The sequence below is a fragment of the Clostridium zhoujianii genome (genome assembly GCF_051590805.1).
GTDB lineage: Bacteria > Bacillota > Clostridia > Clostridiales > Clostridiaceae > Clostridium.
This window is the reverse complement of sequence record NZ_JBPUTF010000004.1, coordinates 49445-73945: the sequence shown is the minus strand read 5'-3', so window position 1 is coordinate 73945 and position 24501 is coordinate 49445. Positions and strand designations below refer to the sequence as shown.

At 31.1% G+C, this 24501-nt stretch carries 22 protein-coding genes; 3 read left to right on the top strand and 19 right to left on the bottom strand.

What is annotated here, in order from left to right:
* Position 1: 1 nt before the first annotated feature.
* The 3 genes from ACSYT2_RS16275 to murI form a co-directional block, all read right to left on the bottom strand.
* Positions 2-523, bottom strand: a complete 522-nt coding sequence (locus ACSYT2_RS16275; RefSeq protein WP_430857919.1) for a peptidylprolyl isomerase — start codon at positions 521-523, stop codon at positions 2-4.
* Between the two features lie 246 nt (positions 524-769).
* On the bottom strand, positions 770-1042 hold the full coding sequence (locus tag ACSYT2_RS16270) for an STAS-like domain-containing protein (RefSeq protein ID WP_430857920.1): 273 nt from the start codon (positions 1040-1042) through the stop codon (positions 770-772).
* Between the two features lie 165 nt (positions 1043-1207).
* Positions 1208-1990, bottom strand: coding sequence for a glutamate racemase (gene murI / locus ACSYT2_RS16265; RefSeq protein WP_438385195.1), 783 nt, complete (start codon positions 1988-1990; stop codon positions 1208-1210).
* Between the two features lie 282 nt (positions 1991-2272).
* Here murI and ACSYT2_RS16260 point away from each other — a divergent pair, with 282 nt between their 5' ends.
* Positions 2273-4174 (top strand): type I glutamate--ammonia ligase, encoded by a 1902-nt coding sequence (locus ACSYT2_RS16260; RefSeq protein WP_438385194.1) that lies wholly within the window; start codon positions 2273-2275, stop codon positions 4172-4174.
* Between the two features lie 132 nt (positions 4175-4306).
* Positions 4307-5416 (top strand): HD-GYP domain-containing protein, encoded by a 1110-nt coding sequence (locus ACSYT2_RS16255; RefSeq protein WP_438385193.1) that lies wholly within the window; start codon positions 4307-4309, stop codon positions 5414-5416.
* 26 nt (positions 5417-5442) lie between these two features.
* On the opposite strand, the gene ACSYT2_RS16250 is transcribed toward ACSYT2_RS16255, so the two are convergent.
* The 3 genes from ACSYT2_RS16250 to ACSYT2_RS16240 all read right to left on the bottom strand — a co-directional run bounded on the left by ACSYT2_RS16250 (position 5443) and on the right by ACSYT2_RS16240 (position 10170).
* Positions 5443-5697: a hypothetical protein gene (locus tag ACSYT2_RS16250; protein ID WP_430857924.1), complete on the bottom strand. Its 255-nt coding sequence runs from the start codon at positions 5695-5697 to the stop codon at positions 5443-5445.
* Positions 5698-5904: 207 nt separating this feature from the next.
* Complete coding sequence (gene carB, locus ACSYT2_RS16245; protein ID WP_430857925.1) at positions 5905-9108, bottom strand: carbamoyl-phosphate synthase large subunit; 3204 nt, start codon at positions 9106-9108, stop codon at positions 5905-5907.
* A gap of 12 nt (positions 9109-9120) precedes the next feature.
* Positions 9121-10170 carry a carbamoyl phosphate synthase small subunit gene (locus tag ACSYT2_RS16240; protein ID WP_438385192.1) on the bottom strand — a complete coding sequence of 350 codons (1050 nt, stop codon included), beginning with the start codon at positions 10168-10170 and terminating at the stop codon, positions 9121-9123.
* 417 nt (positions 10171-10587) lie between these two features.
* Here ACSYT2_RS16240 and ACSYT2_RS16235 point away from each other — a divergent pair, with 417 nt between their 5' ends.
* The gene (locus ACSYT2_RS16235; protein WP_438385191.1) at positions 10588-11316 is read left to right on the top strand and encodes a phosphatase; all 729 of its coding nucleotides are present in this window, start codon (positions 10588-10590) and stop codon (positions 11314-11316) included.
* Positions 11317-11366: 50 nt separating this feature from the next.
* Here the strand turns inward: ACSYT2_RS16235 and ACSYT2_RS16230 are convergent, their stop codons facing one another.
* From ACSYT2_RS16230 to ACSYT2_RS16170, 13 genes are all read right to left on the bottom strand, one after another.
* Positions 11367-11972, bottom strand: a complete 606-nt coding sequence (locus ACSYT2_RS16230; RefSeq protein ID WP_430857928.1) for a peptidoglycan-binding domain-containing protein — start codon at positions 11970-11972, stop codon at positions 11367-11369.
* A 142-nt stretch (positions 11973-12114) separates the two neighbouring features.
* The gene (locus ACSYT2_RS16225) at positions 12115-12654 is read right to left on the bottom strand and encodes a putative ABC transporter permease (RefSeq protein ID WP_438385190.1); all 540 of its coding nucleotides are present in this window, start codon (positions 12652-12654) and stop codon (positions 12115-12117) included.
* Positions 12655-12767: 113 nt separating this feature from the next.
* Positions 12768-13592: a Cof-type HAD-IIB family hydrolase gene (locus tag ACSYT2_RS16220; protein WP_438385189.1), complete on the bottom strand. Its 825-nt coding sequence runs from the start codon at positions 13590-13592 to the stop codon at positions 12768-12770.
* 11 nt (positions 13593-13603) lie between these two features.
* A complete protein-coding gene (locus tag ACSYT2_RS16215) occupies positions 13604-14386 on the bottom strand; it encodes an SDR family NAD(P)-dependent oxidoreductase (protein WP_430857983.1) in 783 nt (260 codons plus the stop codon).
* Between the two features lie 115 nt (positions 14387-14501).
* The gene (gene feoB / locus ACSYT2_RS16210) at positions 14502-16634 is read right to left on the bottom strand and encodes a ferrous iron transport protein B (RefSeq protein WP_438385188.1); all 2133 of its coding nucleotides are present in this window, start codon (positions 16632-16634) and stop codon (positions 14502-14504) included.
* Positions 16635-16643: 9 nt separating this feature from the next.
* The gene (locus ACSYT2_RS16205) at positions 16644-16871 is read right to left on the bottom strand and encodes a FeoA family protein (protein WP_430857932.1); all 228 of its coding nucleotides are present in this window, start codon (positions 16869-16871) and stop codon (positions 16644-16646) included.
* 201 nt (positions 16872-17072) lie between these two features.
* Complete coding sequence (locus ACSYT2_RS16200; protein WP_430857933.1) at positions 17073-17516, bottom strand: GNAT family N-acetyltransferase; 444 nt, start codon at positions 17514-17516, stop codon at positions 17073-17075.
* Between the two features lie 17 nt (positions 17517-17533).
* Positions 17534-18508 carry an alpha/beta hydrolase gene (locus tag ACSYT2_RS16195; RefSeq protein ID WP_438385187.1) on the bottom strand — a complete coding sequence of 325 codons (975 nt, stop codon included), beginning with the start codon at positions 18506-18508 and terminating at the stop codon, positions 17534-17536.
* Positions 18509-18603: 95 nt separating this feature from the next.
* Positions 18604-19848 (bottom strand): glutamate-5-semialdehyde dehydrogenase, encoded by a 1245-nt coding sequence (locus ACSYT2_RS16190; protein WP_438385186.1) that lies wholly within the window; start codon positions 19846-19848, stop codon positions 18604-18606.
* 15 nt (positions 19849-19863) lie between these two features.
* Complete coding sequence (gene proB / locus ACSYT2_RS16185) at positions 19864-20673, bottom strand: glutamate 5-kinase (RefSeq protein ID WP_430857936.1); 810 nt, start codon at positions 20671-20673, stop codon at positions 19864-19866.
* Between the two features lie 171 nt (positions 20674-20844).
* Positions 20845-21885: an AI-2E family transporter gene (locus tag ACSYT2_RS16180; RefSeq protein WP_438385185.1), complete on the bottom strand. Its 1041-nt coding sequence runs from the start codon at positions 21883-21885 to the stop codon at positions 20845-20847.
* Between the two features lie 420 nt (positions 21886-22305).
* Positions 22306-23151: a YitT family protein gene (locus ACSYT2_RS16175; RefSeq protein WP_438385184.1), complete on the bottom strand. Its 846-nt coding sequence runs from the start codon at positions 23149-23151 to the stop codon at positions 22306-22308.
* 188 nt (positions 23152-23339) lie between these two features.
* Positions 23340-24200 carry a Cof-type HAD-IIB family hydrolase gene (locus ACSYT2_RS16170; protein WP_430857939.1) on the bottom strand — a complete coding sequence of 287 codons (861 nt, stop codon included), beginning with the start codon at positions 24198-24200 and terminating at the stop codon, positions 23340-23342.
* Between the last annotated feature and the right edge of the window lie 301 nt (positions 24201-24501).

The window sequence follows — 24501 nt, the reverse complement described above, 5'->3', positions numbered from 1 at the left end:
ATTATTCAATTATTTCTGGCTCTTTATAGTCTTCCCCAAAAGTTTCAACTGTTACAGTCTTCATTACTTGATCTTCGTATGGTCTGTCATCATAATCTCTCTTTGTATTTACTATTTCATCTGCTACTTCTATTCCTTCAATAACTTTACCAAATGAAGCATATTGATCATCTAAATGTGGTGAATCTTTTACCATTATAAAGAATTGACTACCAGCTGAATTCGGACTCATTGCTCTAGCCATTGATAGTACCCCTCTAGTATGCTTCAACTCATTCTTAAATCCATTACGTGAAAATTCTCCCTTAATTCCATATCCAGGGCCACCCATTCCATTACCATCTGGGCAACCGCCTTGAATCATGAAACCTGGGATTACTCTATGAAATATTAGGCCATCATAAAATCCTCTATTTATTAGATCAATAAAGTTATTTACTGTGTTTGGTGCTACTTCTGGATAAAGTTCAGCTTTAATTACTCCTCCATTTTCCATAGTTATAGTTACAATTGGGTTTTTCATATTATATTCCTACCTTTCCTAGTTATATTAACTATTATTATCATTTTTATCCTTTAAAATTCATTGTATCCATTATAGCTTATTTGTTTAGTTTTATAAAGTTATTCTTATCTTTCATTTGAGTTTTCTTAAAGCATAACTATGCTATTTTAAAAAACAAAAAATCACTATCTAGAATTATCTAAACAGTGATTTCCTTTTATACTTATTTAATTCACCCATCCTATTTTCCTTTCTTCATTCTAATTAGCAAGCAAAAGCTGTCCCAAGTACTACTCTTGAATAATCATTATAGTTTGTCAAATTTTTCACACCAACTTTGTTAAAAATAGTATCTCTCCCTGATTCGTTTATAAGTTCTCCAAATAAGCAATTAAGAAAAGTGGAAGGAACGTTTCCTAATCCTGCAAAATCTAATGTAATACCTTCATTTACATATTCCTTTATAGTTTCCCTTAGTACTATTGCATCTTCTGCGCTAATTTGTTCTCCTAGATACTCCTTAACATTAATATTCACAAAATCAACCCTTTCTATTATTTAAATTTTCAGAATATTTACTTTGTACTATTATAATACCAGCTCATTATTAAATTGTCAACTATTTAACAAAGTTCTTTTGAAAAATTTTCTATTCATCTTATATTTCTTAAAATATATAAGAAGAATAGAAATTAATTCACTTTATTCTCTTTCACTAAACAATAACTCTTCACTAAGTTTAATAATCTTTTCTTCATTTGATGAATTATAGATTTTAACCCTTCCTTTTACTTCTGATGAAGTAAGAAGTCCTTTCAAATCTATCCTTCTCATAATTTCTTTTGAAGTACCAAAGCCTCCATCTATTATTGGAACATCATCTCCAACAATCTTCCTAACTTTATCCTTTATAAATGGATAATGAGTACACCCAAGTACTACTGCTCCAATTTTCTTTCCTTTATAAGGCTTAAACTTTTCTTCTAAATATTCTTGTAATTCTGCTGTATCTAACTTACCTGCTTCAATGAATTCCATAAGTCCTGCACAAGGCATAGGATCTATTTCTGCTTCCTCTTTATAGTTAGCCATTAAGTTTTTAAACTTTCTCTCCTGTAATGTCATTGGGGTAGCCATTATTATAATTGGCCCATCCCTATTCAATTTTACTGCTGGCTTTACAGCAGGCTCTATTCCAACTATAGGCATATCAGGATAAGTTATTCTCAAAGCCGCTACTGCGGCACTAGTAGCTGTATTACATGCTATTACTACAGCCTTAGCTCCCTTATCTATTAAAAACTCTACAGCTTTATATGTAAGTTCCTTAACCTCTGCTACATCTCTTACTCCATAAGGTGCATTTTTAGAATCCCCAAAATATATATAGTTTTCATTTGGCATAAGTTTAATAGCTTCCTTTAAAACGCTTAGTCCACCTACTCCCGAATCAAAAAAACCGATGGGCATATTTCTCTTATCCAAGATATATCACTCCAATTTCTACTTTATCTATAACTATTTTATTACTTTCCTACAAATAAATCTATATATAATAATAAGTTGATTATATATGATTAAAATTCCCATTTTTGCCTCTAAATATATTGACAGTAACTCTTTGTTATAATAGAATTTCTTTATAGTAAAGATTCACGAATGTTGTTGTAAATTTATTATTTTTTATTCGACCTATACATGAAAGGATGTGAAGAAATTCTTGCATATCTTTCAGTTTTTAACTGAATTATTGCAGAATTAAAGCTTATGATTGATAACTTAATTTATACTATCCCAAAGGAAAAACATAGCAAGGAAAACATAACAGCTATTCTATTAAACCATCCTGAAATTAAATTCGTATCTTTTGTTGGTATCGACTTATCTGGTAATGATACCGATGAAAAAATTCCTGTTAAACTATTTCTAGATGATTTAGATTCATTCCTATACGGTGTTGCCGTTCAGACAGATGGTTCATCAGTTGTTTTACCTGGTATAGCAACACTTAACAACGCTAAAGTTGATATGGTTACTGATTTAAACTGTAAATGGTTTGTTGATTATAACTATGATTACATAGACAATGCTACTCAAAAACCTATAGGAACATTAAGAATTCCATGTTTCCTATATCATGATAACAAAGCTGTCGATTCAAGACACATCCTAAGTTCTGCCGTTAAAACATTTAAGGATAGTCTTTGGGATATCTTCACTAATAAACCTGAAATTTTAAAGGCTTATGGAATTACTAAAGAAGATATAGAAGAAATTGTAATTACTTCTGCAACAGAATTAGAGTTCTGGGTTAAGACACCTAATGATAAAGCAGAAGTGGAAGAACTTTATACTTCTGAAGTTCTTCATGAACACTACTGGACCAGAACTAAGGGATCTGTTAGAACTGCCCTTGAAGAAACTCTTCTTCTTATGGAAGAGTATGATTTCGAACCTGAAATGGGTCATAAAGAAGTTGGTGGAGTTAAGGCCAAGCTTGATAACTCAGGTAACTTCAATCACATAATGGAACAATTGGAAGTGGATTGGAAGTTCGCTGACGCTGTGCAAGCTGCTGATAATGAACTATTTATGAAAATTCTTATTCAAGAAACCTTTAGAAGAAATGGACTTGAAGTTACATTTATGGCTAAACCTCTTGATGGTGTAGCAGGCTCAGGTATGCATGTCCATTTAGGGGTAAGTTTAAAGCTTAAGAACGGAAAAAGAGTAAACTTATTCCACGCTACTAAAGAAGATTTCTTAAGTATTATTGGATATGGTGCTTTAATGGGTATTCTTAAAAACTATGAAGTTATGAATCCATTTATTTCATCAACTAACAACTCTCTTAAGAGATTAAAGCCTGGATTCGAAGCCCCAATATGTACAGTTACTTCTCTTGGGTTAAGTCCTACTAATCCATCAAGAAACAGAACTATACTTGTTGGTTTAATTAGAGATTTATCAACCCCTGTGGCTACAAGATTTGAATTAAGATCACCAAATCCTCATTCAAATGCTTATATTACCATGGCTGTTTCTTACTTATCTATGCTTGACGGTATATTATATGCTGTTGATAATAACAAGAAAGAAGAAGAATTGCTTGCAGAACTATCCAAAAAAGCAGGGGATGATGCAGAGTATTTAGAGAAGGATAGAGCTTACAGAAGTGAAGAAGATGTATTCGAACATTATACTGAAGATGAGAGAAACAGATACTATGGAAAGGCTCCTGCTACAGTTTATGAAAACCTAGTAGCTCTTGATAAATATCCTGAAAAAGTAAATGTTCTAAAGAAAAATAATGTCCTTGACGATGCACTAATTAACAGTTTCAAAATGGCTACTATTCAAAGATGGTCAACTGAAATTGGTAATAGAGTTATTAATAAATTCATGTATGAAATTAGATCCTTTAAACCACTTCATTCATTAGAAAGAGCTTTAGACCTTGATATTTCTAACTGGATGAAAATAAATGATTTAAGACATTATATAATGAAAGATACTTATACTAATAAAAGTTTATTTACACGCATCAAGGAAGCTTTCGCTGCCGAAGATTACTCTGAAGCTTCAAAGCTTTATTTAGAATTAGAAGATAAAATGGATACCTTAAGAAACCTTTACTCTTCATATAAGAAAAACTTGTTAGATATCTAATTATTATAAGTAGCTACTTCGGTGGCTACTTTTTTTGTGATGAATTTTGTCGGATTTTAAAACTTACTATGTAAATATAAGTCAAAATGTTATATACTTATGATTATACATTACAATTAGTGGGGGGTAATTATGAGGCATGTTCCCATAGAGTGCGTACGCAATGGTTCATATCTTGGTAAGACTATTTATGATAATACTGGTAGAGTTTTATTAAAATCAGGAGTACGCTTGACAGAGAGTTTAATTAAAAGAATAAAAGCTTCAGGTATTTTTTCAATATATATTGTTGATGAGTACAGTGAAGGTGAAATAGAGGATATAATCAAGCCTGAACTACGGCAAAAATCTATTCTCTTAATTAAAGAAACCTTCAATAATATTGAACGCTTAAATCAATTGACAGATTGTATCAACACATCAGGATCTACAGTAATTAAAATGAATCATGAATATCTTGAATCAATAACTGAGGTATCAGAAGAATTGCTTGATAATATACTTGCAAATAAAAATCTCTTAGTTAGCTTAGTGGATATAAAAAGTATGGATAATTATACATATCAACATTCCGTTAATGTTGCTGTTATCTCTATAGTTCTTGGAATAAGTTTGAAACTTCCTAAACAGGATTTACTTGATTTATGCATGGGTGCATTATTGCATGATATAGGTAAAGTATTTGTTCCTGGAGGTATTATAACAAAAGAAGGACCTCTTACGCCTGATGAATATGAGTTAATTAAAAAGCATCCCCAAAATGGATATGAATACTTATCTAATCAGTATTCTATTAAGTCTTCTAGTAAGGTTGCTATTCTTCAACATCATGAACGAGTAGACGGCTTAGGATACCCTGACGGTCTAGAGGGAAGTAAAATAAATAAGCTAGCAAAAATAGTTGCAATAGCAGATGTATATGATGCATTAACCTCAGATAGGTGCTATAGACGTGCTCTATGTGCAAGTGATGCCTTAGAGTATATTATGGCTAATGCTGGTAGTATATTTGATTTTGAAATGGCTGCGGTCTTTTCTAGAGTTATTGTACCTTTCCCATCAGGAACAATTGTAAAACTAAGCAATGGTAATATAGCCATTGTCAAAGAAACTCTACCTAATTATCCATTAAGACCAACAGTTAAAATACTAAAAAGTTCAGATAAATCCTCAGAAGGTAAATTAATCAACTTAATTGATGAGTTATCTCTGGTAATTTCATCTGTAGAATATAACGTATAATTAAGAGTGATTAGTTCACTCTTTTTTTAACATACAATAGCTTTATTATTTATCATTAAATTTGCCCTCATTCTCATAGGGGTATTTTCTATGATGTATTCTGCTTCTTTATAATCCTTTGCCTTAAATACAATAGTCCAGCCGTTCTTATCATACTTTCCAGCGCACATTAAATATTTTTCCTTATGATAATCAACTAAACCATCCTTATCTACTATAAGACTTCTAACTTCCCCTATATTTTTAAGATTTAATTTCACAAAAACATCATTATTATTCATATAACCCTCCATGCGAACATTTGTTTGATAAATTAATTATACTGAACAAATGTTCGTATGTCAATATTTTCTTTTACTAACTATAACTAAATAATTTATATGCTAATATAAACAGTATTCTTGCAAGTATTAAAAGATAATTTAACATAGCTCACAATAAAAAAATCAGGCTATGACTTAAAATATCATAGCCTGATTTTTTATTTTTTATTTAGCTAAGTTATAAACTTCTAAATCCTTATTAGATTCTAACCCATCAGCCTTAACATCAACTATAGCTCTAAATGTATCTAGTGCTGTTATTACACCTATGTTTCTTTCAACAGCTGCTCTTCTCATTAAGAAACCATCTCTCTTAGAATCATTTGCCTTAGTTGGAGTATTTATAACTAAATCAACTTCTTGATTCTTTATAACATCTAATATATTAGGTCTTGCTTCATCTAGTCTTCTTACTTCCTTAGCCTCTACTCCAGCTTCTCTTAACATCTTACAAGTACCTTCTGTAGCTACAAACTTGTATCCTAACTCTGAAAGCTTAATTGCCATTGGTAAGAATTCTTCTTTATTATGCTTATTTATTGTTGCAAGTATATCACCCTTACCTGGGAACATTCCTGCTGCAACAAAGCCTTTATATAGTGCTTCATTAAGAGTTGTTCCTACACCTAAAACTTCTCCTGTAGATCTCATTTCAGGTCCTAATGATACTTCTACATTTGGTAACTTTTGAGTTGAGAATACTGGAACCTTTACTGATATTAATTTTGGTTCTGGGTAAACATCCACACCATAACCTAACTCTGTAAGCTTACCACCTAACATTACTCTTGTAGCTATATCTACTATTGGAACTCCACTTACTTTACTTATATAAGGTACAGTTCTTGAAGCTCTTGGATTAACCTCAATTACATATAGTTGCCCTTCAAACTCTATGAATTGAATATTTATCATTCCTTTTATTCCTATTGCTAAAGCCAACTTCTTAGTGTAATCTAAAACCTTTGCCTTTATTTCATCACATATGTTTTGGCTTGGGTACATAGTTACGCTATCCCCTGAATGAACTCCTGCTCTTTCTAAATGTTCCATTATACCTGGTATTAATACATTTTCTCCATCTGAAATTGCATCTACTTCTATTTCTCTACCCATTAGGTATTTATCTATTAATATTGGATTCTTTGTATCTTTTTCGAAAGCATGCTCTAAGTAGAATGTTAACTCCTGTTCATCATGAGTTATTTCCATACCTTGACCACCAATTACATATGAAGGTCTAACAAGTACTGGGAACCCTAATCTTTCTGCTTCCTCTAATCCTTCTTTAACAGACCATATTCCTTTACCCTTTGGTCTTGATATTCCTAACTTTTCTAATAGTGCATCAAACTTTTCTCTATCTTCGGCCATATCTATTTGATCTGCAGTTGTTCCTAAAGTCGCTATATTCTTTTCCTTTAAGAAGTTTGCAAGCTTAATAGCTGTTTGACCACCAAATTGAAGTATTACTCCATCTGGATTTTCCTTTTCAATGATATTTAATACATCCTCTTCAGTTAATGGTTCAAAGTATAGCTTATCTGATATATTAAAGTCTGTACTTACTGTTTCTGGGTTATTATTTACTATTATAGTTTCAATTCCAAGCTTCTTTAATGCAATTACACAGTGAACTGAAGCATAATCAAATTCGATACCTTGACCAATTCTAATTGGACCTGATCCTATAACTATAACCTTTTTCTTATCTGATACTTCTACTTCATCGTATTGCTCATAAGTTGAATAATAGTATGGTGATAATGCTTCGAATTCTCCTCCACAGGTATCAACCATCTTATAAGAAGGTTTTATGTTCCATATATCTCTTAATCTATTTATATCCTCTGGAGATACTTTTAACATATCTGCTATTGCCTTATCTGAGAATCCTTTTCTCTTTAAGTTGTGTAACCACTCTTTATCTAAATCTTCTATATTACTTAACTTTAACCTTTGTTCTTCTTCAACAATCCACTTGAATTTTTCTATGAAGAATATATCTATTCCAGTAATCTTAGCTACTCTATCAATTCTGTAATCTCTTCTTAACATTTCTGCTAAGGCGAATAGTCTTTCATCGTCTGGAGCCATTACTCTTTCTTTTAACTCTTGCATACTTAATTCTCTAAACTTCTTATGTTCTAAAGAATATTTCCCTATTTCTAAGCTTCTTATCCCCTTAAGTAAAGCTGCCTCAAGGTTAGCACCTATAGCCATGATTTCACCAGTTGCCATCATCTTAGTTCCTAGCTCCCTATCAGCACCATAGAACTTATCAAATGGCCATTTTGGAATCTTACATACTACATAATCTAATGTTGGTTCGAAACATGCGTAAGTCTTTTGAGTAACTGCATTCTTTATTTCATCTAATCCATATCCTAAAGCAATCTTTGCTGCAAGCTTCGCTATTGGATATCCTGTAGCCTTAGATGCTAGAGCTGATGATCTTGAAACTCTTGGATTAATTTCTATTACTGCATATTCAAATGAGTTAGGATTTAATGCGAATTGTACGTTACATCCACCTTCTATTCCTACTGCATTTATAATGTTTATTGATGCAGTTCTTAGCATTTGATATTCCTTATCTGATAATGTTTGTGAAGGCGCTACAACTATACTATCTCCTGTATGTATTCCAACTGGGTCTATATTCTCCATATTACATACAGTTATACAGTTTCCGTAAGAGTCTCTCATTACTTCGTACTCTACTTCTTTCCAACCCTTAACTGATTTTTCAAGAAGTACTTGTCCTATTGTACTTAATTGTAATCCTGATTCAAGAGTTTCTCTTAACTCTTCTTCATTATCAGCTATTCCTCCACCAGTTCCACCTAATGTGTAAGCTGGTCTAACTATAACTGGATATCCTATTTTATTTGCATAATCTATTCCAGCTTCTAGGTCAGTTATTATTTCAGATTGAATAACAGGTTCATTTATTCTGTTCATCATATTTCTGAATAATTCCCTATCTTCACCTTCTTTAATAGAAGCTATTGAAGTACCTATTACTCTAACTCCGTATTTTTCAAGTATTCCTGAATCATGAAGATCAACTGCTATATTAAGACCTGTTTGTCCACCCATTCCAGCAATTACACTATCTGGTCTTTCCTTAGCAATTACCTTTTCTACAAATTCTAATGTTAGTGGTTCTATATAAACTTTATCTGCAACTTCTTTATCGGTCATTATTGTTGCAGGGTTAGAGTTTACTAATACAACTTCTACGCCTTCTTCTTTAAGCGCTTGACATGCTTGAGTTCCTGAATAATCGAACTCTGCTGCTTGACCTATTATTATTGGACCTGACCCTATAACTAAAACCTTTTTTATATCTTTATTTAATGGCATATCTTCAACCTCCTATAGTGCGTATTCCATGAATTTATCAAATATATATTCGCTATCTTGTGGCCCAGCTGATGCTTCTGGATGGAATTGAACTGAGAATATTGGTAAACTTTTATGTTTCATTCCTTCAATTGTTCCATCATTAATATTTATATGTGTTGCTTCCACATCTTCTGGTAAAGTTTGAACCACATATCCATGGTTTTGTGAAGTTATTGCAACCCTGTTTGTTTCTAAATCTTTAACCGGATGGTTACATCCTCTATGTCCGAACTTTAACTTGCTTGTCTTACCACCAAGTGTTAATCCTAAAAGTTGATGTCCTAAACAGATTCCTACTATTGGTTTCTTGCCAACTAACATCTTGATATTTTCAATTACTTCTGGTAAATCTTCTGGATCCCCAGGACCATTTGATAAGAATACTAGGTCGGGATTAACAGCTAGTACTTCTTCTGCCTTCGTATCTGCTGGGAATACAGTTAACTTGCATCCTCTCTTTTGGAAACATCTTATAATGTTTTGCTTTATACCAAAATCCATTATAGCTACATGCTTCCCTGTGCCTTCTACTGTATAAGACTTTTTAGTAGTTACAGTCTTAACTGCGTTTGTATTTGAAAATGCATTAATTTTTTCATCTATATCACTTTGCTCTAATTCATCAACTACTATGATTCCTCTCATAGTACCATTATTTCTTAGAACCTTAGTTAATGCTCTTGTATCTATACCTTCTAATCCAACTATCTTATTTTGCTTTAAGAAATCTTCTAATTCTAACTCACATCTGAAATTGTTTGGTAAATTACATTTTTCTCTTACGATAAACCCTTTTACCTTTGGACTATCTGATTCCATATCTTCTAAATTTATCCCGTAATTTCCTATTAGGGGATATGTCATTGTTACTATTTGTCCATAGTATGATGGGTCAGTTAAAACTTCTTGATATCCTGTCATACCTGTTGTGAAAACTACTTCTCCAACGCTATCTTTTAGGTGTCCAAAGGCCTTACCTTCAAAAACCATTCCATTTTCTAAAATTAGCTTTGCTTTCATGCTTAGCCCTCCCTTAATTTTATGTTGTAAATAATACACTCCAAGGAATAATTATGTATAAATATAAACAAAAGGATAATAAAGAGACTACAGAAAGACAGGTCTCCTCATTATCCTAATATATCTATAATTAGCTATTTTTGATGCCCCTAAAGACAAAGCTATACAGTTATCCTTTTTAAGATTCTGAAATAACATAGTTGCAGACTCCTTTCTGGTCTCACAGGACCAATTTAAAGTGTATCTATACTTTTTATACGATTTAATCTTTTATACTATTCTAGTTTATAGTCTTTTTCCTGTCAAGGATATTTAAGCCTATTTTAAAGAAATTTTACTTATGCTAAATGGATTAATTCTTGCATTTGCTCTATACTATTAATATAAACTAAAGTTAAAATTTAAGGAGGACTCCCTATGAACTATTCATCAGACTTACATACTCACACAATTGTAAGTGGTCATGCTTATACAACATTACTTGAAAATGTAGCTTTCTGTGCTGAAAATGGCATAAAAGTATTAGGTACATCAGATCATGGTCCAACCATGCCTAACGCTCCGCACCCATGGTACTTTGGTAACCTTAAGGTTGTACCTAGAACTATTAATGGTGTTATTATTTTAAAAGGTATAGAAGCAAATATAATGGATATAAGTGGCTCTATAGATTTAGAACCTAGTGAAAGTAAGGCTTTAGACTATATGATTGCTTCTTTCCATGAACCTATTTTTAAGCCAATGTCATTAGCTGAGAATACTACGGCTATGATAAATGCTATTGAAAATAATGATAAGGTTGAAGTAGTAGGACACCTTGGAAATCCAAATTATGAATTAGATTACGAAGCTATTGTTAAGAAGGCTAAAGAAAAAAATGTAATGGTTGAAATAAATAACTGCTCTATAATTGGAAGTTCAAGAAATGGTAGTAAAGATAACTGTAAGAGAATAGCAGAACTATGTAAAGAACATAGTACTAAAATAATTCTTTCATCAGATTCTCATATATCTTTTACTATAGGAAAATTTGATCAATCTATTGAGATGCTTAAATCTATTGATTTCCCTGAAGAATTAATAATGAATGATCCTGATAAATTAATCCCTCACCTTAAAAGTAAGGGAAGGCTATCAGATTTATAATTAACTATAAAAACCTTTCTAGTAAGTTACTAGAAAGGTTTTTATTTATATTACATTCCTAAATATGCTAAATATGTATCATATGTTCTTGATCCAGAAATACCATCAACAGACAGTCCTTTACTTTCTTGATAAGTACATAGTAGGGACTGTGTACCTTGTCCAAATATTCCATCTACTATTATATGTGAATATCCTTTATACCTATTTAACATAAGTTGTACAACAACTACACTTTCCCCTCTATTAATATGATTATAACCTACAAATTGTCCTCTACCTAATACAGACTCCCTACCACTACCAAGGTCATAAGCCACAAGACTACTACCACTATTAGTAGTATATACTCTAAAGCTATCACTATAGTATCTAGATGCTGTACTTACTCCATACTTACCAAATGCCTCCTTTGGTATAAATATAGGATCAGATGGTGATGGTTCTATACCAACGAACCTACAATTCTCCTCATGTTCTAACCTAGCTGCTTCCGGTGCATTCTCATAAGTAAAATTACGCCCTTCTATAATAATTGAACCTCCCATATCTACTAATACAGGATTAACATTAGCATATGTAACTAATGGACCTCCAAACAAAACAAAACATAGACCTAAAATAATTAACCTACCTCTCCTCCTTAACTTATACATAATTGTTTCCCCCTTTATTAATTAATATATAAAAAACATGTAATATTCCTTTGATACTACATGCTATTTTATCCTTAATTAAAATACCTATATTCACTCTGACTAAAGCTTTATAATTATTTATCGTATATTTATAAATTTACTATATATCACTAGCTTGTTTTTTAATCTTACCTTTGAATCCCCTTAATAGCTTTATAGTTATTAAACAATCCGCAATAATATATAAAATAAATATTGGTGTTATTAAATCAAATACCCCCATATATCTAAAGAATATGTAATCTACAACAGGTTGCACTATAAAAATAACAAAAGCAGTTAATATACCCCAGTACACTGAAAATCGCATACATACTAATCCTTTATAGTTAAACTTAATATGGCTATAATTCCAATAATCCTTGTTAAATATCTTCCTTAATCCATAGCCACTTATATATTCTATTAAGGTAGGAACCACTATAAATAAGGCTAATAATGCAAAACCACTTGTCCTCAGTACATTAACTGCATAAACTAAAATTGCAATAACAAATCCATACATAGGTTTAAATGGTCCAAATAAAAAACCATCCTCCTTAAAATGTTTTGTTATAACTAAGCAATATACTTCTTCTAATACCCATCCCAAAAAAGAATATAAAACAAATACATAGGCCAAATATAAAACTAAATCCATACTAAAACTCCCTTATACTTTTGAAATTAGTATTAGTTGAATTTAGATAAATAATTCTCTTTTTAACCTATATCTTTATTTTTTATATAAGAAAAGCTAGGTCTATAATAAACCTAACTTCTCTTAACTTTTATAATTTTATTTTCTAACCATCCTATAATATATTTTATAGGATTATTATCATTAGATGGTGCTATTAGCTTTGCTCTCTCTAATCCCCTTTTTGCCCCTCCCTCTATATAAAAACCATACTCTGCTACCTCTAACATTTCTATGTCATTCATGTTGTCTCCAACAGCTATGACCTTAGTTTTATCAAAATTATACCTCTCTATTAACTCTTCAAGTGCTATTCCTTTAGAGATGCCATTTGCCACTATATCAAAATAGTTTGCTCCACTTCTGAAAGCATTCCCATTATCATAATGCTCTTTATACTCTATTTCTAACTTATCTAAGTCCTTTTCATCACCTATTAATAATACCTTTACCCACGGCTTGTCCCAAACTTCATTAGGTAGATCATAAACAATATTGTAATTATATTTATTATATCTCTTAGTTAACTCACATCTTTGATAAATATAAACAATCTCATCTGCAAAAACTTCTATTCCTATATTAGGATAATCCCTCTTAACTTTCTTTATTACTTCCTTCCTATGCTCTTCAATTGAATGTTCTGCTATTATCTTATCTTCCATGAAATCATAAATCTTTGCACCATTATGTAAAATTGTAGGCAATTTAATCCTAATCTCATCAACAAAATTTCCTACTGATTGAACCATCCTTCCGGTGGCTACAGTAAATTTGCCCCCATTATCAACAAAGTATTTTATAGCCTCTAAGTTTCCTTTTGAAATCTTCTTCTCACTATTTAATAAAGTACCATCCATATCAGATACCATAAGATATCCATCAAATATTTTATCCATTCTTATTCCCCCTATCCTTTGTTGCTCATTAATACTATCTTTCTACTTATTGCCCTTGGTATAAATTTATTTCCTATAACTAAAATTTTATTTTTAAATCCTGGAACTATTATAGCCTTACCTTCTATAAACCCAGTATATCCTTCTTCTGCTACCTTTGATGCCTCCATTAAATATTTTTTAGCACCTTCTGATTTTTTTATCCCTGCCTTCTCCTGGAATCTAGTCTTTACAGGGCCAGGACATAAACAACTTACTCTTACCCCAAAATCTTTGACCTCATCATGCAATGCTTCTGTTAATGATAATACATAAGCCTTTGTTGAATAATACATAGCCATTTTAGGACCTCCAACAAAAGCAGCTGTTGATGCTACATTTAATATTCCACCAGTCTTTCTCTCTATCATTCCCTTTAGAAAATATTTAGTTAACTTAGTTAGAGTTACAATATTTAAATCTATTATTCTCTCCTCAAAACCATCTTCAGACTCATTAAATAATCCAAAGGATCCTACTCCTGCATTATTAATTAAGTTATCCACAATTAAATTATTTTCTTCCACAAAGTTAAATACTTTTTCACAAGAGTTATCCACCGACAAATCTATTGCAACTGTTAATACTTTGATTTTGTAACCCTCTTCTAAAAATCTTTTAACCTTTTCTAGTTTATCTCCATTCCTAGCAACTATAAGTAAATCATTTTTATTCTTAGCAAAAATCTTTGCTAACTCTAAACCAATTCCTTCGCTTCCACCTGTTATTAATGTGAATTTATTTGAATTATACATAAAATCATTCCCTTTATAATTAATAACTATAATTATATCATAGGGTTCTCTATCTAAAATTTTTATCAATATAAAATAAATGAGCTATCAGATAAATCTTATAGCTCATTTATTCTTATCCAAATAATCTCCAAACTTGTGTTGTTATAAAGCATAATGCTATTCCAGCTACAGTTGGAATCAAAAATGATAATATAGTCCATTTCCAACTCTTCGTTTCTTTCTTAATGGTCCATAGCGTAGTTCCACAAGGATAATGCATTAAACATATAATCATCATATTAATAGCTGTTAATAAAGTCCATCCATTAGCAACTAATAATTCTTTTAATTCTAGCATACTATCCATCTCTAGAAGTGTACTAGCTCTTACATAACTCATTATAATAATAGGCATAACTATCTCGTTTGCTGGAAGCCCTAATATAAATGCCATTAAAATATATCCATCTAACCCAATTTCATTTGCAAAGGGATTTAAAAAATCAGCACAATAAGTTAGTAAACTTATCTCACCAACTGGCACATTTGCAAATATCCATATAACTACTCCTGCTGGTGCTGCAACTGCAATTGCTCTCCCCAATACATATAATGTTCTATCTAAAATAGATCTAATTAATACCTTTCCTATCTGAGGTTTTCTATAGGGTGGTAATTCAAGTATAAAATTCGAAGGTATTCCTTTTAGTACAGTCTTAGATAAAATTCTAGATACTATTAAGGTCATGAATACACCAAGTATAATTATTACTGTAACTGCTAAAGCTGCTTTAAAGCTTCCTCCAATCCCACCAACTAGGCTACCACCTATAAATATAGTTGCTATAGTTATTAATGTTGGAAATCTTCCATTACAGGGCATAAATACATTAGTTAATATAGCTATCAACCTTTCTCTTGGAGAATTTATTATTCTACAACCTATTACTCCCGCTGCATTACAGCCAAGACCCATACACATTGTTAATGCTTGCTTTCCACAAGAACAGCACCTTTTAAAACATTTATCAAGGTTAAATGCTATCCTTGGTAAATATCCCAAATCCTCTAACAAAGTAAACATAGGAAAAAATATTGCCATAGGTGGAAGCATAACAGATATTACCCAGGCTAAAGTCACATATATTCCATCTATTAATATCCCTCCAACCCATGTAGGCAATGAAGTAGACGTAAATAATCCCCTAATCCAATCCTCTAATATTCCAAAGCCACTTGCTAGTAATTGAGATGGATAATTAGCTAAGGTTATAGTTATCCAAAGTATAACTAATAAAAGGATTATCATTATAGGAATTCCTGTTCCCTTTGAAACTAATAGCTTATCTACTTTTCTATGAAAGGAATCATACTTTCCCTCAACCTTTACAACCTTTTCTGATACTTCCTCTGCTTTTTTTACTAGAGTCTTAACTATTGCATCCTCAATATTTTTCTCTATATTTCTATTATCTATATCTTTCTTTATTTCATTAATCTTACTAATTATTTCATCATTTATTTCAAATTTATCTATTATTGATTTTATTATTCCTTCATTGCCTTCTAATAACCTAAGGGAAGCCCATCTAAGTTTTTTTTCATCAATAAGTATATTGGCATTATTTTGTATAAGCTCTTTAATTCTGATTATGCCTTCTTCTATGTTATCATCATATCTAATTTCTTTAGTTCTACTTACCCTATTCTCAACTTCTTTAATAACACTTTTCTTTAAATCCTCTATCCCTTCATTTTGTCGTGCTGCAGCCATTACTACAGAAGCCCCTATTTCATTGCTCAACCTTTTTTCATCTATAACTATTCCTTTTTTCTTAGCTTCATCAATTAAATTCACACAAAGTACTACCTTCTCTGTCATTTCAGAAATTTGAAAAAACAGATTCAAATTTCTCTCCAAAGAAGTAGCATCTGCTACTACTACAACCAAGTCAGGATTACCAAAACATACATAATCCCTGGCAATTTCCTCTTCCTCTGAATTTGATAGTAATGAATAAGTTCCTGGTAAGTCTACTATATTAACTCTCTTTCCTTCAAATTCATAAGTTCCTTCTGCATTTGCAACAGTTTTACCTGGCCAATTTCCTGTGTGCTGATTTAATCCAGTAAAAGCATTAAAGACTGTACTCTTGCCTACATTGGGATTACCTGCCAAGCCAATCTCATAATTAGTATTCTTACTTTCCTTCACTTTATCCCTAGATAATACCTTCATACCAGTTGAACTTTTAGTTAAGCCCATCTCTTCCTCCTAATTAAAGCTTGCTACTTGAATCTTTTCACCATCTTCTCCCCTAATAGCTATAACAGCACCTCTAATTAAATATGCTGTAGGATCTCCAAAAGGACTCTTATACAAAACCTCTATATTGGTTCCTTCTATTATTCCTAGGTCTAAAAATCTCCTTCTTAGCTCTCCCTGTGCATTTATATTAACAACCTTAACAGTTGATAATAAGTTAGCCTCTCTTAAATTCATATTATTTTCTCCCCTTCTTTGTTTATTTAATTAATCTCTTATGTGTACAATTTAATTACTCTCTTATGTATATTCTTTTTTCACTTCTTATACTTATTAATAAACTATGACTAATTTCTACATTTTGTGTGTATTTGATATAAAAAAAGTACTAATCTAATTAAAGATTAGTACTCACACCTTTCACTTATATAACTAGCTTTATTCTAATTTCATTTTAACGTGGGGTATATCTACTTCTTCGTAAACATCTGATATTACTTTGAACCCTACACCTTCATAAAGTCCCCTTGCATAAAGTTGAGCCGAAATAACTATTGTTTTTTCTTTAAGCTCCTTTTGAAGAAACTCTACTCCTCTTTTCATAAGTTCAGTAGCTAATCCCTTTCTTCTATACTCATCTAAAACTAATACTCTACCAATAGATGCCTTATCATAAGTAATACCACTTGGAATTACTCTTGCATATGCTATCACCTTATTTTTATCTTCTAAGAATAAATGAAATACCTTTTTATCTATATCATCAAAATCATTCTCTTGAAAAATCTTTTGGCCACATGCAAATACCTCATATCTGGCTTTACATATTCCATATAATTCATCTAAGGTTAAATCATAAAACCCTTTTACCTTCCACTCCATAAAACTGCCTCCAATATCTAATCTACGTACTTATTGATAAAATTATATATACTTGTCCAATATAATTCTGGGTTTACTTTGTTTGAATTAGCATGTTCTGCTCCTTCTATTACAACCTTTTCCTTCTCACAATTAGCAGCATTATATACTTCACCTAACATAGAATAAGGAACAAAATCGTCTTTATCACCATGAATAAATAACATTGGAGTTTTAGACTTAGCAACTTGCTCAATTGCTGATGCTTCACCTAACCAATAACCTGCTCTTATTTTACTTACTATACTTGCTGCATTTATAACTGGGAACTTTGGAAGACCAAATAACTCCTTAAGTTGATATGCAAATTCATCCTTAGCAGATGTATATCCACAATCTTCTATAATAGCTTTAACATTGTTCGGTAAATTCTCACCTGATGTCATCATAACAGTTCCACCACCCATTGAAACACCATGTAGGACTATTTGAGCATTACTATTCTTCTCAATTATCTTATTAATCCATCCTATAATATCTTTACGATCATCCCATCCCATTCCAATATAATCACCTTCGCTTGTACCATGACTTCTTAAATCAGGTATTAAGACATTGTATCCCATATCATAAAAATTCTTTCCGTAGGCACTCATATCCTTACCTTGTCCCATATAACCATGAACAGAAATAACCCATTTATCTGAAGGCTCTTTATTCTCTACCTCATATCCATGAAGCTTTAATCCATCTTCTGAGTTTAAATAAACATCCTTATAACCAGACTCACCTAAAAGCCACTCTTTGTTCTTCTTCCATTGAATTTCCGCACTTTCTTCTACTCCACTAACTTCTACCACCTCTTCATTAGGTGTTCCAAAAACTTTATCTTTAGAAGTGTTAGGATTTAAGGCTAAATTATAGAAGTAATTTCCCGCAAAGGCTAGCCCGGCAAAAAGTAATATTACAACGGCTACAGATATAATAATTATTATTTTTTTTAATTTAATCATAATCATCTCCCTCTAAATTTCTTATTTTCTTATGTATCTATTAAAAAAAAGTGGCAAAGCCACTTTTAACTTATCCTTTGTTTTTAATCTACTAATTATCTTATTTGTCCATTTCCATAAATAATATATTTATTAGTAGTCAATTCAGTAAGCCCCATTGGACCTCTTGCATGAAGCTTTTGAGTGCTTATCCCGATTTCAGCTCCAAATCCAAATTCACATCCATCAGTAAATCTTGTTGATGCATTAACATAAACTGCTGCTGCATCTATTCTTTGAAGGAATCTTTGAGAATTATCATAACTCTTTGTAACTATTGATTCAGAGTGACCACTACCATATTTATTTATATGGTTAATTGCTTCATCAACATCTTTAACTATCTTAACTCCAATTATAAAATCAAGATATTCCCTGCCCCAATCTTCCTCAGTTGCTTCTTCTGCATCCTTAATTATTTCTCTTACCTTTGGATCACCTATGATTTTAACTCCATTTTCTCTTAAAGCTGAAATTACTATTGGTAGGAACTCTGCCGCTACCTTTTCATTAACTAATAATTTTTCCTCTGAATTACATACAGATGGTCTAGTAGTCTTAGCATTTACAACAATATCCTTTGCCATTTCTAAATCAGCTTCGCTATCAACATAAACATGACAATTACCAGTCCCTGTTTCAATAACAGGGACAGTAGCATTATTGACTACTGCTTGAATAAGCCCAGCCCCACCTCTTGGAATAAGAACATCTATAAATTCCTTTAATTTCATCATTTCAGTAGCAACTTCTCTACTTGTATCTTCAACTAATTGAATAGCGTATTCTGGAAGGCCAGCCTCTTTAATTCCTTTAACTAAAGCTTTAACTATAGCCCTATTAGAATTAATAGCTTCACTACCACCTCTTAAAATCACTGTGTTTCCAGCCTTCAAACAAAGCCCTGCTGCATCACAAGTTACATTTGGTCTAGCCTCATATATAATTCCTATAACTCCCAAAGGTACCCTTTGCTTACCTATTTGAAGACCGTTAGGCCTCTTCCACATAGAGGTTACTTCTCCAACTGGATCAGCTAGTGCAACCACTTGCTTTAATCCATCGGCCATATCTTCAATTCTCTTTACATCTAAAGCAAGTCTATCTAACATAGCCTTTGGTGTGCCTTTTTCTATAGCCTTGTCCAAATCTTTTTTATTTTCACCTATTATATCATCCTTATACTCTATTAATTTTTCAGCCATCTTTAATAAAGCACTATTTTTTTCTGTTGTGGATGCATTCATAAGTTCATATGACGCTTCTTTTGCTCTTTTACCCTTTAAATTTAACTCACTCATTTTAATACCCCCAATTTATTTTTTTCCTATAAATAATGTACCTATTTCTTGCCCCTCTAAAATATCTAATAATACAGATGGTTCACTGCCATTAGCTAAAACCATATCCACACCCGATTCAGCTGCAGTTTTAGCTGCTGCAAGCTTTGTAATCATTCCTCCAGTACCTAGATTAGAACCTGCACCACCTGCACATTCTTCTAATTCTGGAGTTACAGCTTCAACAATTTTCAATAATCTAGCATTTTCATTGCTTCTTGGATCTGAATCGTAAAAACCATCTATATCAGATAAAATTATCAATAAATCTGCATTACATAACCCTGCTACTATAGCAGATAAGTTATCATTATCTCCAAATCTTACTATATTTTCAATTTCATCTATTGATACAGTATCATTTTCATTTACTATCGGAACTATGCGTTTTTCTAGTAAAGTCTCAAAGGTATTACATACATTTTCTCTTATATGCTCGTCCTCTACTACATCTCTAGTAAGTAATACTTGTCCCACAACATGGCTATATCCGCTAAAAAACTTACTATATATATGCATTAATTCACACTGTCCTACTGCTGCTACCGCTTGTTTCTCACGTATACTTTGGGGCTTCTCTTTTAACTTTAACTTACTGACTCCTACACCTATTGCACCTGAACTTACAAGTACTACTTCTTTACCTGAATTAAGTATGTCAGATAACACTCTTGTTAACTTTTCTATTCTTGTTAGATTGATATTTCCGTTGTCATAAGTTAACGTTGATGTACCTACCTTAACTACTATCCTATTTACATCCTTTAATCTGTGACGAAAGCCCATTTCTACATCCCCTTAAGTTATATTTATTTATAATATTTATATTACTATACCTAATTTATCTTATCAACTATTTAAGCCATAGCAAGGTAAAAGGCTACTTTCTGATATAGGTATCTGAAGTTAGCCCTTCGAGTTAAATATTTATAAATGATAACTTCATTTTTAGCATATTTAAATCTTCCCCTTTTTTAAATTTCCATACCCTACCTTAACCAAGGAATAAATAGGTACTACACAAAAAGCTGCTATAGGTCCACCAATTGCAGCTGCACCTACAACTAAAAATATATCTGTTATTGGATGTATCTTCATTGCCTTTCCCATTATAAAAGGTACAACTACTCTCCCCTTTAATGTCTGAGCTATTACAAATAATATTGATAGTTTTACTATCATATCAAAACCTAATGCAATAGCTATTACATATGGAATTATCATAGATATAAAAAATCCTACAAAAGGAATGAATGCTAGTATAAATGTTACAAAGGCTAATAATAATCCACTAGGCATTCCTATAACTGTATATCCTATAAAAACCATAGTCGCCAATGAAAAGGCTACAACTGCCTGCCCTATAATATATGTTGATAATACATTATCTCCTTCTCCAAGAGTTTCATCGACAACATCCCTATATTTTCCCGGGCAATACTTTAATATATATGGTTTAACCTCATTTCCATCTTTTAACAAAAAGAAAGTTATTAATATTACTAATAATATATTTGAAAATAACATCATCCCCTTATCAAATATCTCTTTTGCATTTGATATTAGTATATTTATATACCCCATTAATTGGGTAGATAAGTTCCCTGTAACAGACTTTAACCCCTCATTTTCAATATATTCTTGAGCTATTCCAATTATATTTTCACCCTGTATTGTTTCTGATATTATTGTCTTTAATTGTATAACCTGTTGTATAAAATACCCTCCAAGGTACCGTACTATAGCTGCAAGTATGAAAGCTGATATTATTAATGTAAGACTTGCTGCCTTTCCTCTTTTTAACCCTTTTCTTATAAATACTTCATTTAAAGGCTTTAATATATAAAATAAAAACACACCAAAAATAATAGGTGTAAACATCACCCAAATAATCACATTAATAAAGTCATGTACTATTTGAAATCTCCCTATCATAATTAATAGAATTAAAGCTAAGTTAGCTATAATTAAATTAGAAATAACTTTTCTTTTATTCATAATAAACTCTCCTTTTCCTTAGGTTAGTTTATCCAACTTATAAACATTAATTCTATTAACCTTTGAATTGTAAAATTTATTATAAAAAATGGATAGAAGATTTATCTTCTATCCATTTTAAATAGTTTATTTACTTCGGAAACAATTAAAATATAGTATTGTGGGGGTACTACATATCTTATATTTCCTTATTTTTTAATCCTATACTAAAATGTATATCTAACTAATAATATCAATTCCGGCAAGTTTCTCATTATTTTTTGATATCATACTTAGTATAAAATTTAAGCCCTTTTCTATAAAATATCTTAATCTATTTAAATAATAATTTAAACCCAAAAAATATTACTTTGTACCTGTACAGATTAAAATTCTTATTCATTTATCTCAATTCCATTCTTGTACCATTAGATACATCCTCTACTCTTCAACTAAACTACCAAAGCCCTTTCCAAGAACTTCTGTAGTAGCACTTACTGTTATAAACGCCTCTGGATCATTTATTATCATAAACTGCTTTAATTGAATGAATTGTCTTCTACTTAATATTGTTAATATAACACTATTTTCTTTACCAGTATAGCCACCCTTACCCTTAAATATAGTACATCCCCTATCTACGTCTTTCATTATGTAATTCACTACAAGTTCTTCTTTCTCCGTAAATATAGTAACTTGCTTACATGAATTAAATCCATCTATAAACTTATCTATTAATGTTCCAGTTAAGTATACGCTTAGTAAACCAACTAGCCCTAATTCCATTCCAAATGTATACATTGCCATTAAGATAACTATTGAGTCTGCTATTAAAAGCCCCTTGCCAAAATCAATATGACAATACTTATTTAACATCTTAGCAATTATGCTCGTCCCACCTGTTGAAGCATCTTGTGTTAACATAATTGCAGTTCCTAGAGCTAATATTGCGCTCCCAAATACTGTAGCTAAAATCAAGTTATCTGTAACTGCTACTGGTGTCCAATTCTTTTCTATAAAAGCTAAAACACCTGATAAACCAAATGATGCATATATACTCTTAATACCAAAGCTTCCACCAATGAATATGAAGGCTATTATAAATAATATAGCATTACATATAAACATTATTATTCCCGATTCAATTCCTAACATATCGTGGATTACAAGTGCTAATCCTGATACTCCTCCAGAAGCTATATTGTTAGGAAAGAAAAAAAGTTCAAAGGATATTACTACTAGTAATACTCCAAATGTAATTATTCCATATTCTTTTAACTTCTTCATGTTACCCCCCTTTTATTTAATTATCTACAATATATATTACCACATCAAAAATATTTTTAGGATAACTTTCTTATAAGTTTAATCTTCATTTATAAAAATTAAATTATTCTATTTTTGTAATAAAACAAAACCCCAGCAAGTAGAATATTATTTCTACTTACTGGGATTCATATTTTATCAGCTATATATTAATCTTCTAAAACCCTATATATTGCCTTCGCAACTCCTGCGTTATCATTTGTATCTGTTATATTTGTAGCAATTTCCTTAATTTCTGGTACAGCATTCTCCATGGCATAAGAGTTTTTAAACTCTTTAAACATAGAATAATCATTAAAGCTATCCCCTAACACAATAACATCATCTCTGCTTATTCCATATTTATCTACTACTCGCCCTAAAATAATTCCCTTTTGAGCTGATATATCCGTAACTTCTATATTATCCCTAAATGATGATGAAACTGCTAACCCATCTATTGTTTCAAGCTTTACCTTCATTTTAGCAATAGCATCTATATCATTGTAAAATGCAATTATTTTTCTAATTTCAATAGAACTCTTTAAAAATTCGTCCATATCTTTTATGTATTTTAAACCTGAAAAATGCCTATGAGTTTTTACTGCTTCTAATGCTTCTTCAAATGTCATCCCTTTTTCAAAAGATTGCATTCTGTAAGCAAATCCCTTCATTGCATCATCTTCATTTTGTGTGCTATATATTCCATCATTTGTGAATATCTCTGCTGACATTCCACCATCTTGTATCATATCCACAATTGCAGTAGCCTTCGTTTTATCTATATTAATTTTTTCTATTATTTTACCCTCTTTATCACGATACTCTGCACCATTCATTAGCACACATTCGCATTCTATGCCGCTTTCTTTAAGTAGAAATTCAACTCCATCATAATCTCTACCTGTTGCTATTACAAAATGTACTCCTTTCTCCTGAGCCTTTTTTATAGCTTCTATATTTTCCTTAGATATTCTATGTTCACTATTAAGTAATGTACCATCCATATCTGATGCTATAACTTTTATCATTCTATCACCTCATCATATATTATTTTAATTTATTACTTTTATATGGTACACCGCTTTTTTTCAACTTTGTACCTATACACTTTATATCATTATAACCTATAACTTGAATATTAGCATATCTATAACTAATACGAACATCATATTCATTCCATTATTTTACCATATAATCTCTTTATATTTTAATTTATCTAAGTCTTAATATTATATTATTTAATATTTATGAATAAATATTAAATTTTTTTGTAAAATAACACTATCATTTTCATTTTTAATATATTAAAATAGTTACTGTTGTATATTT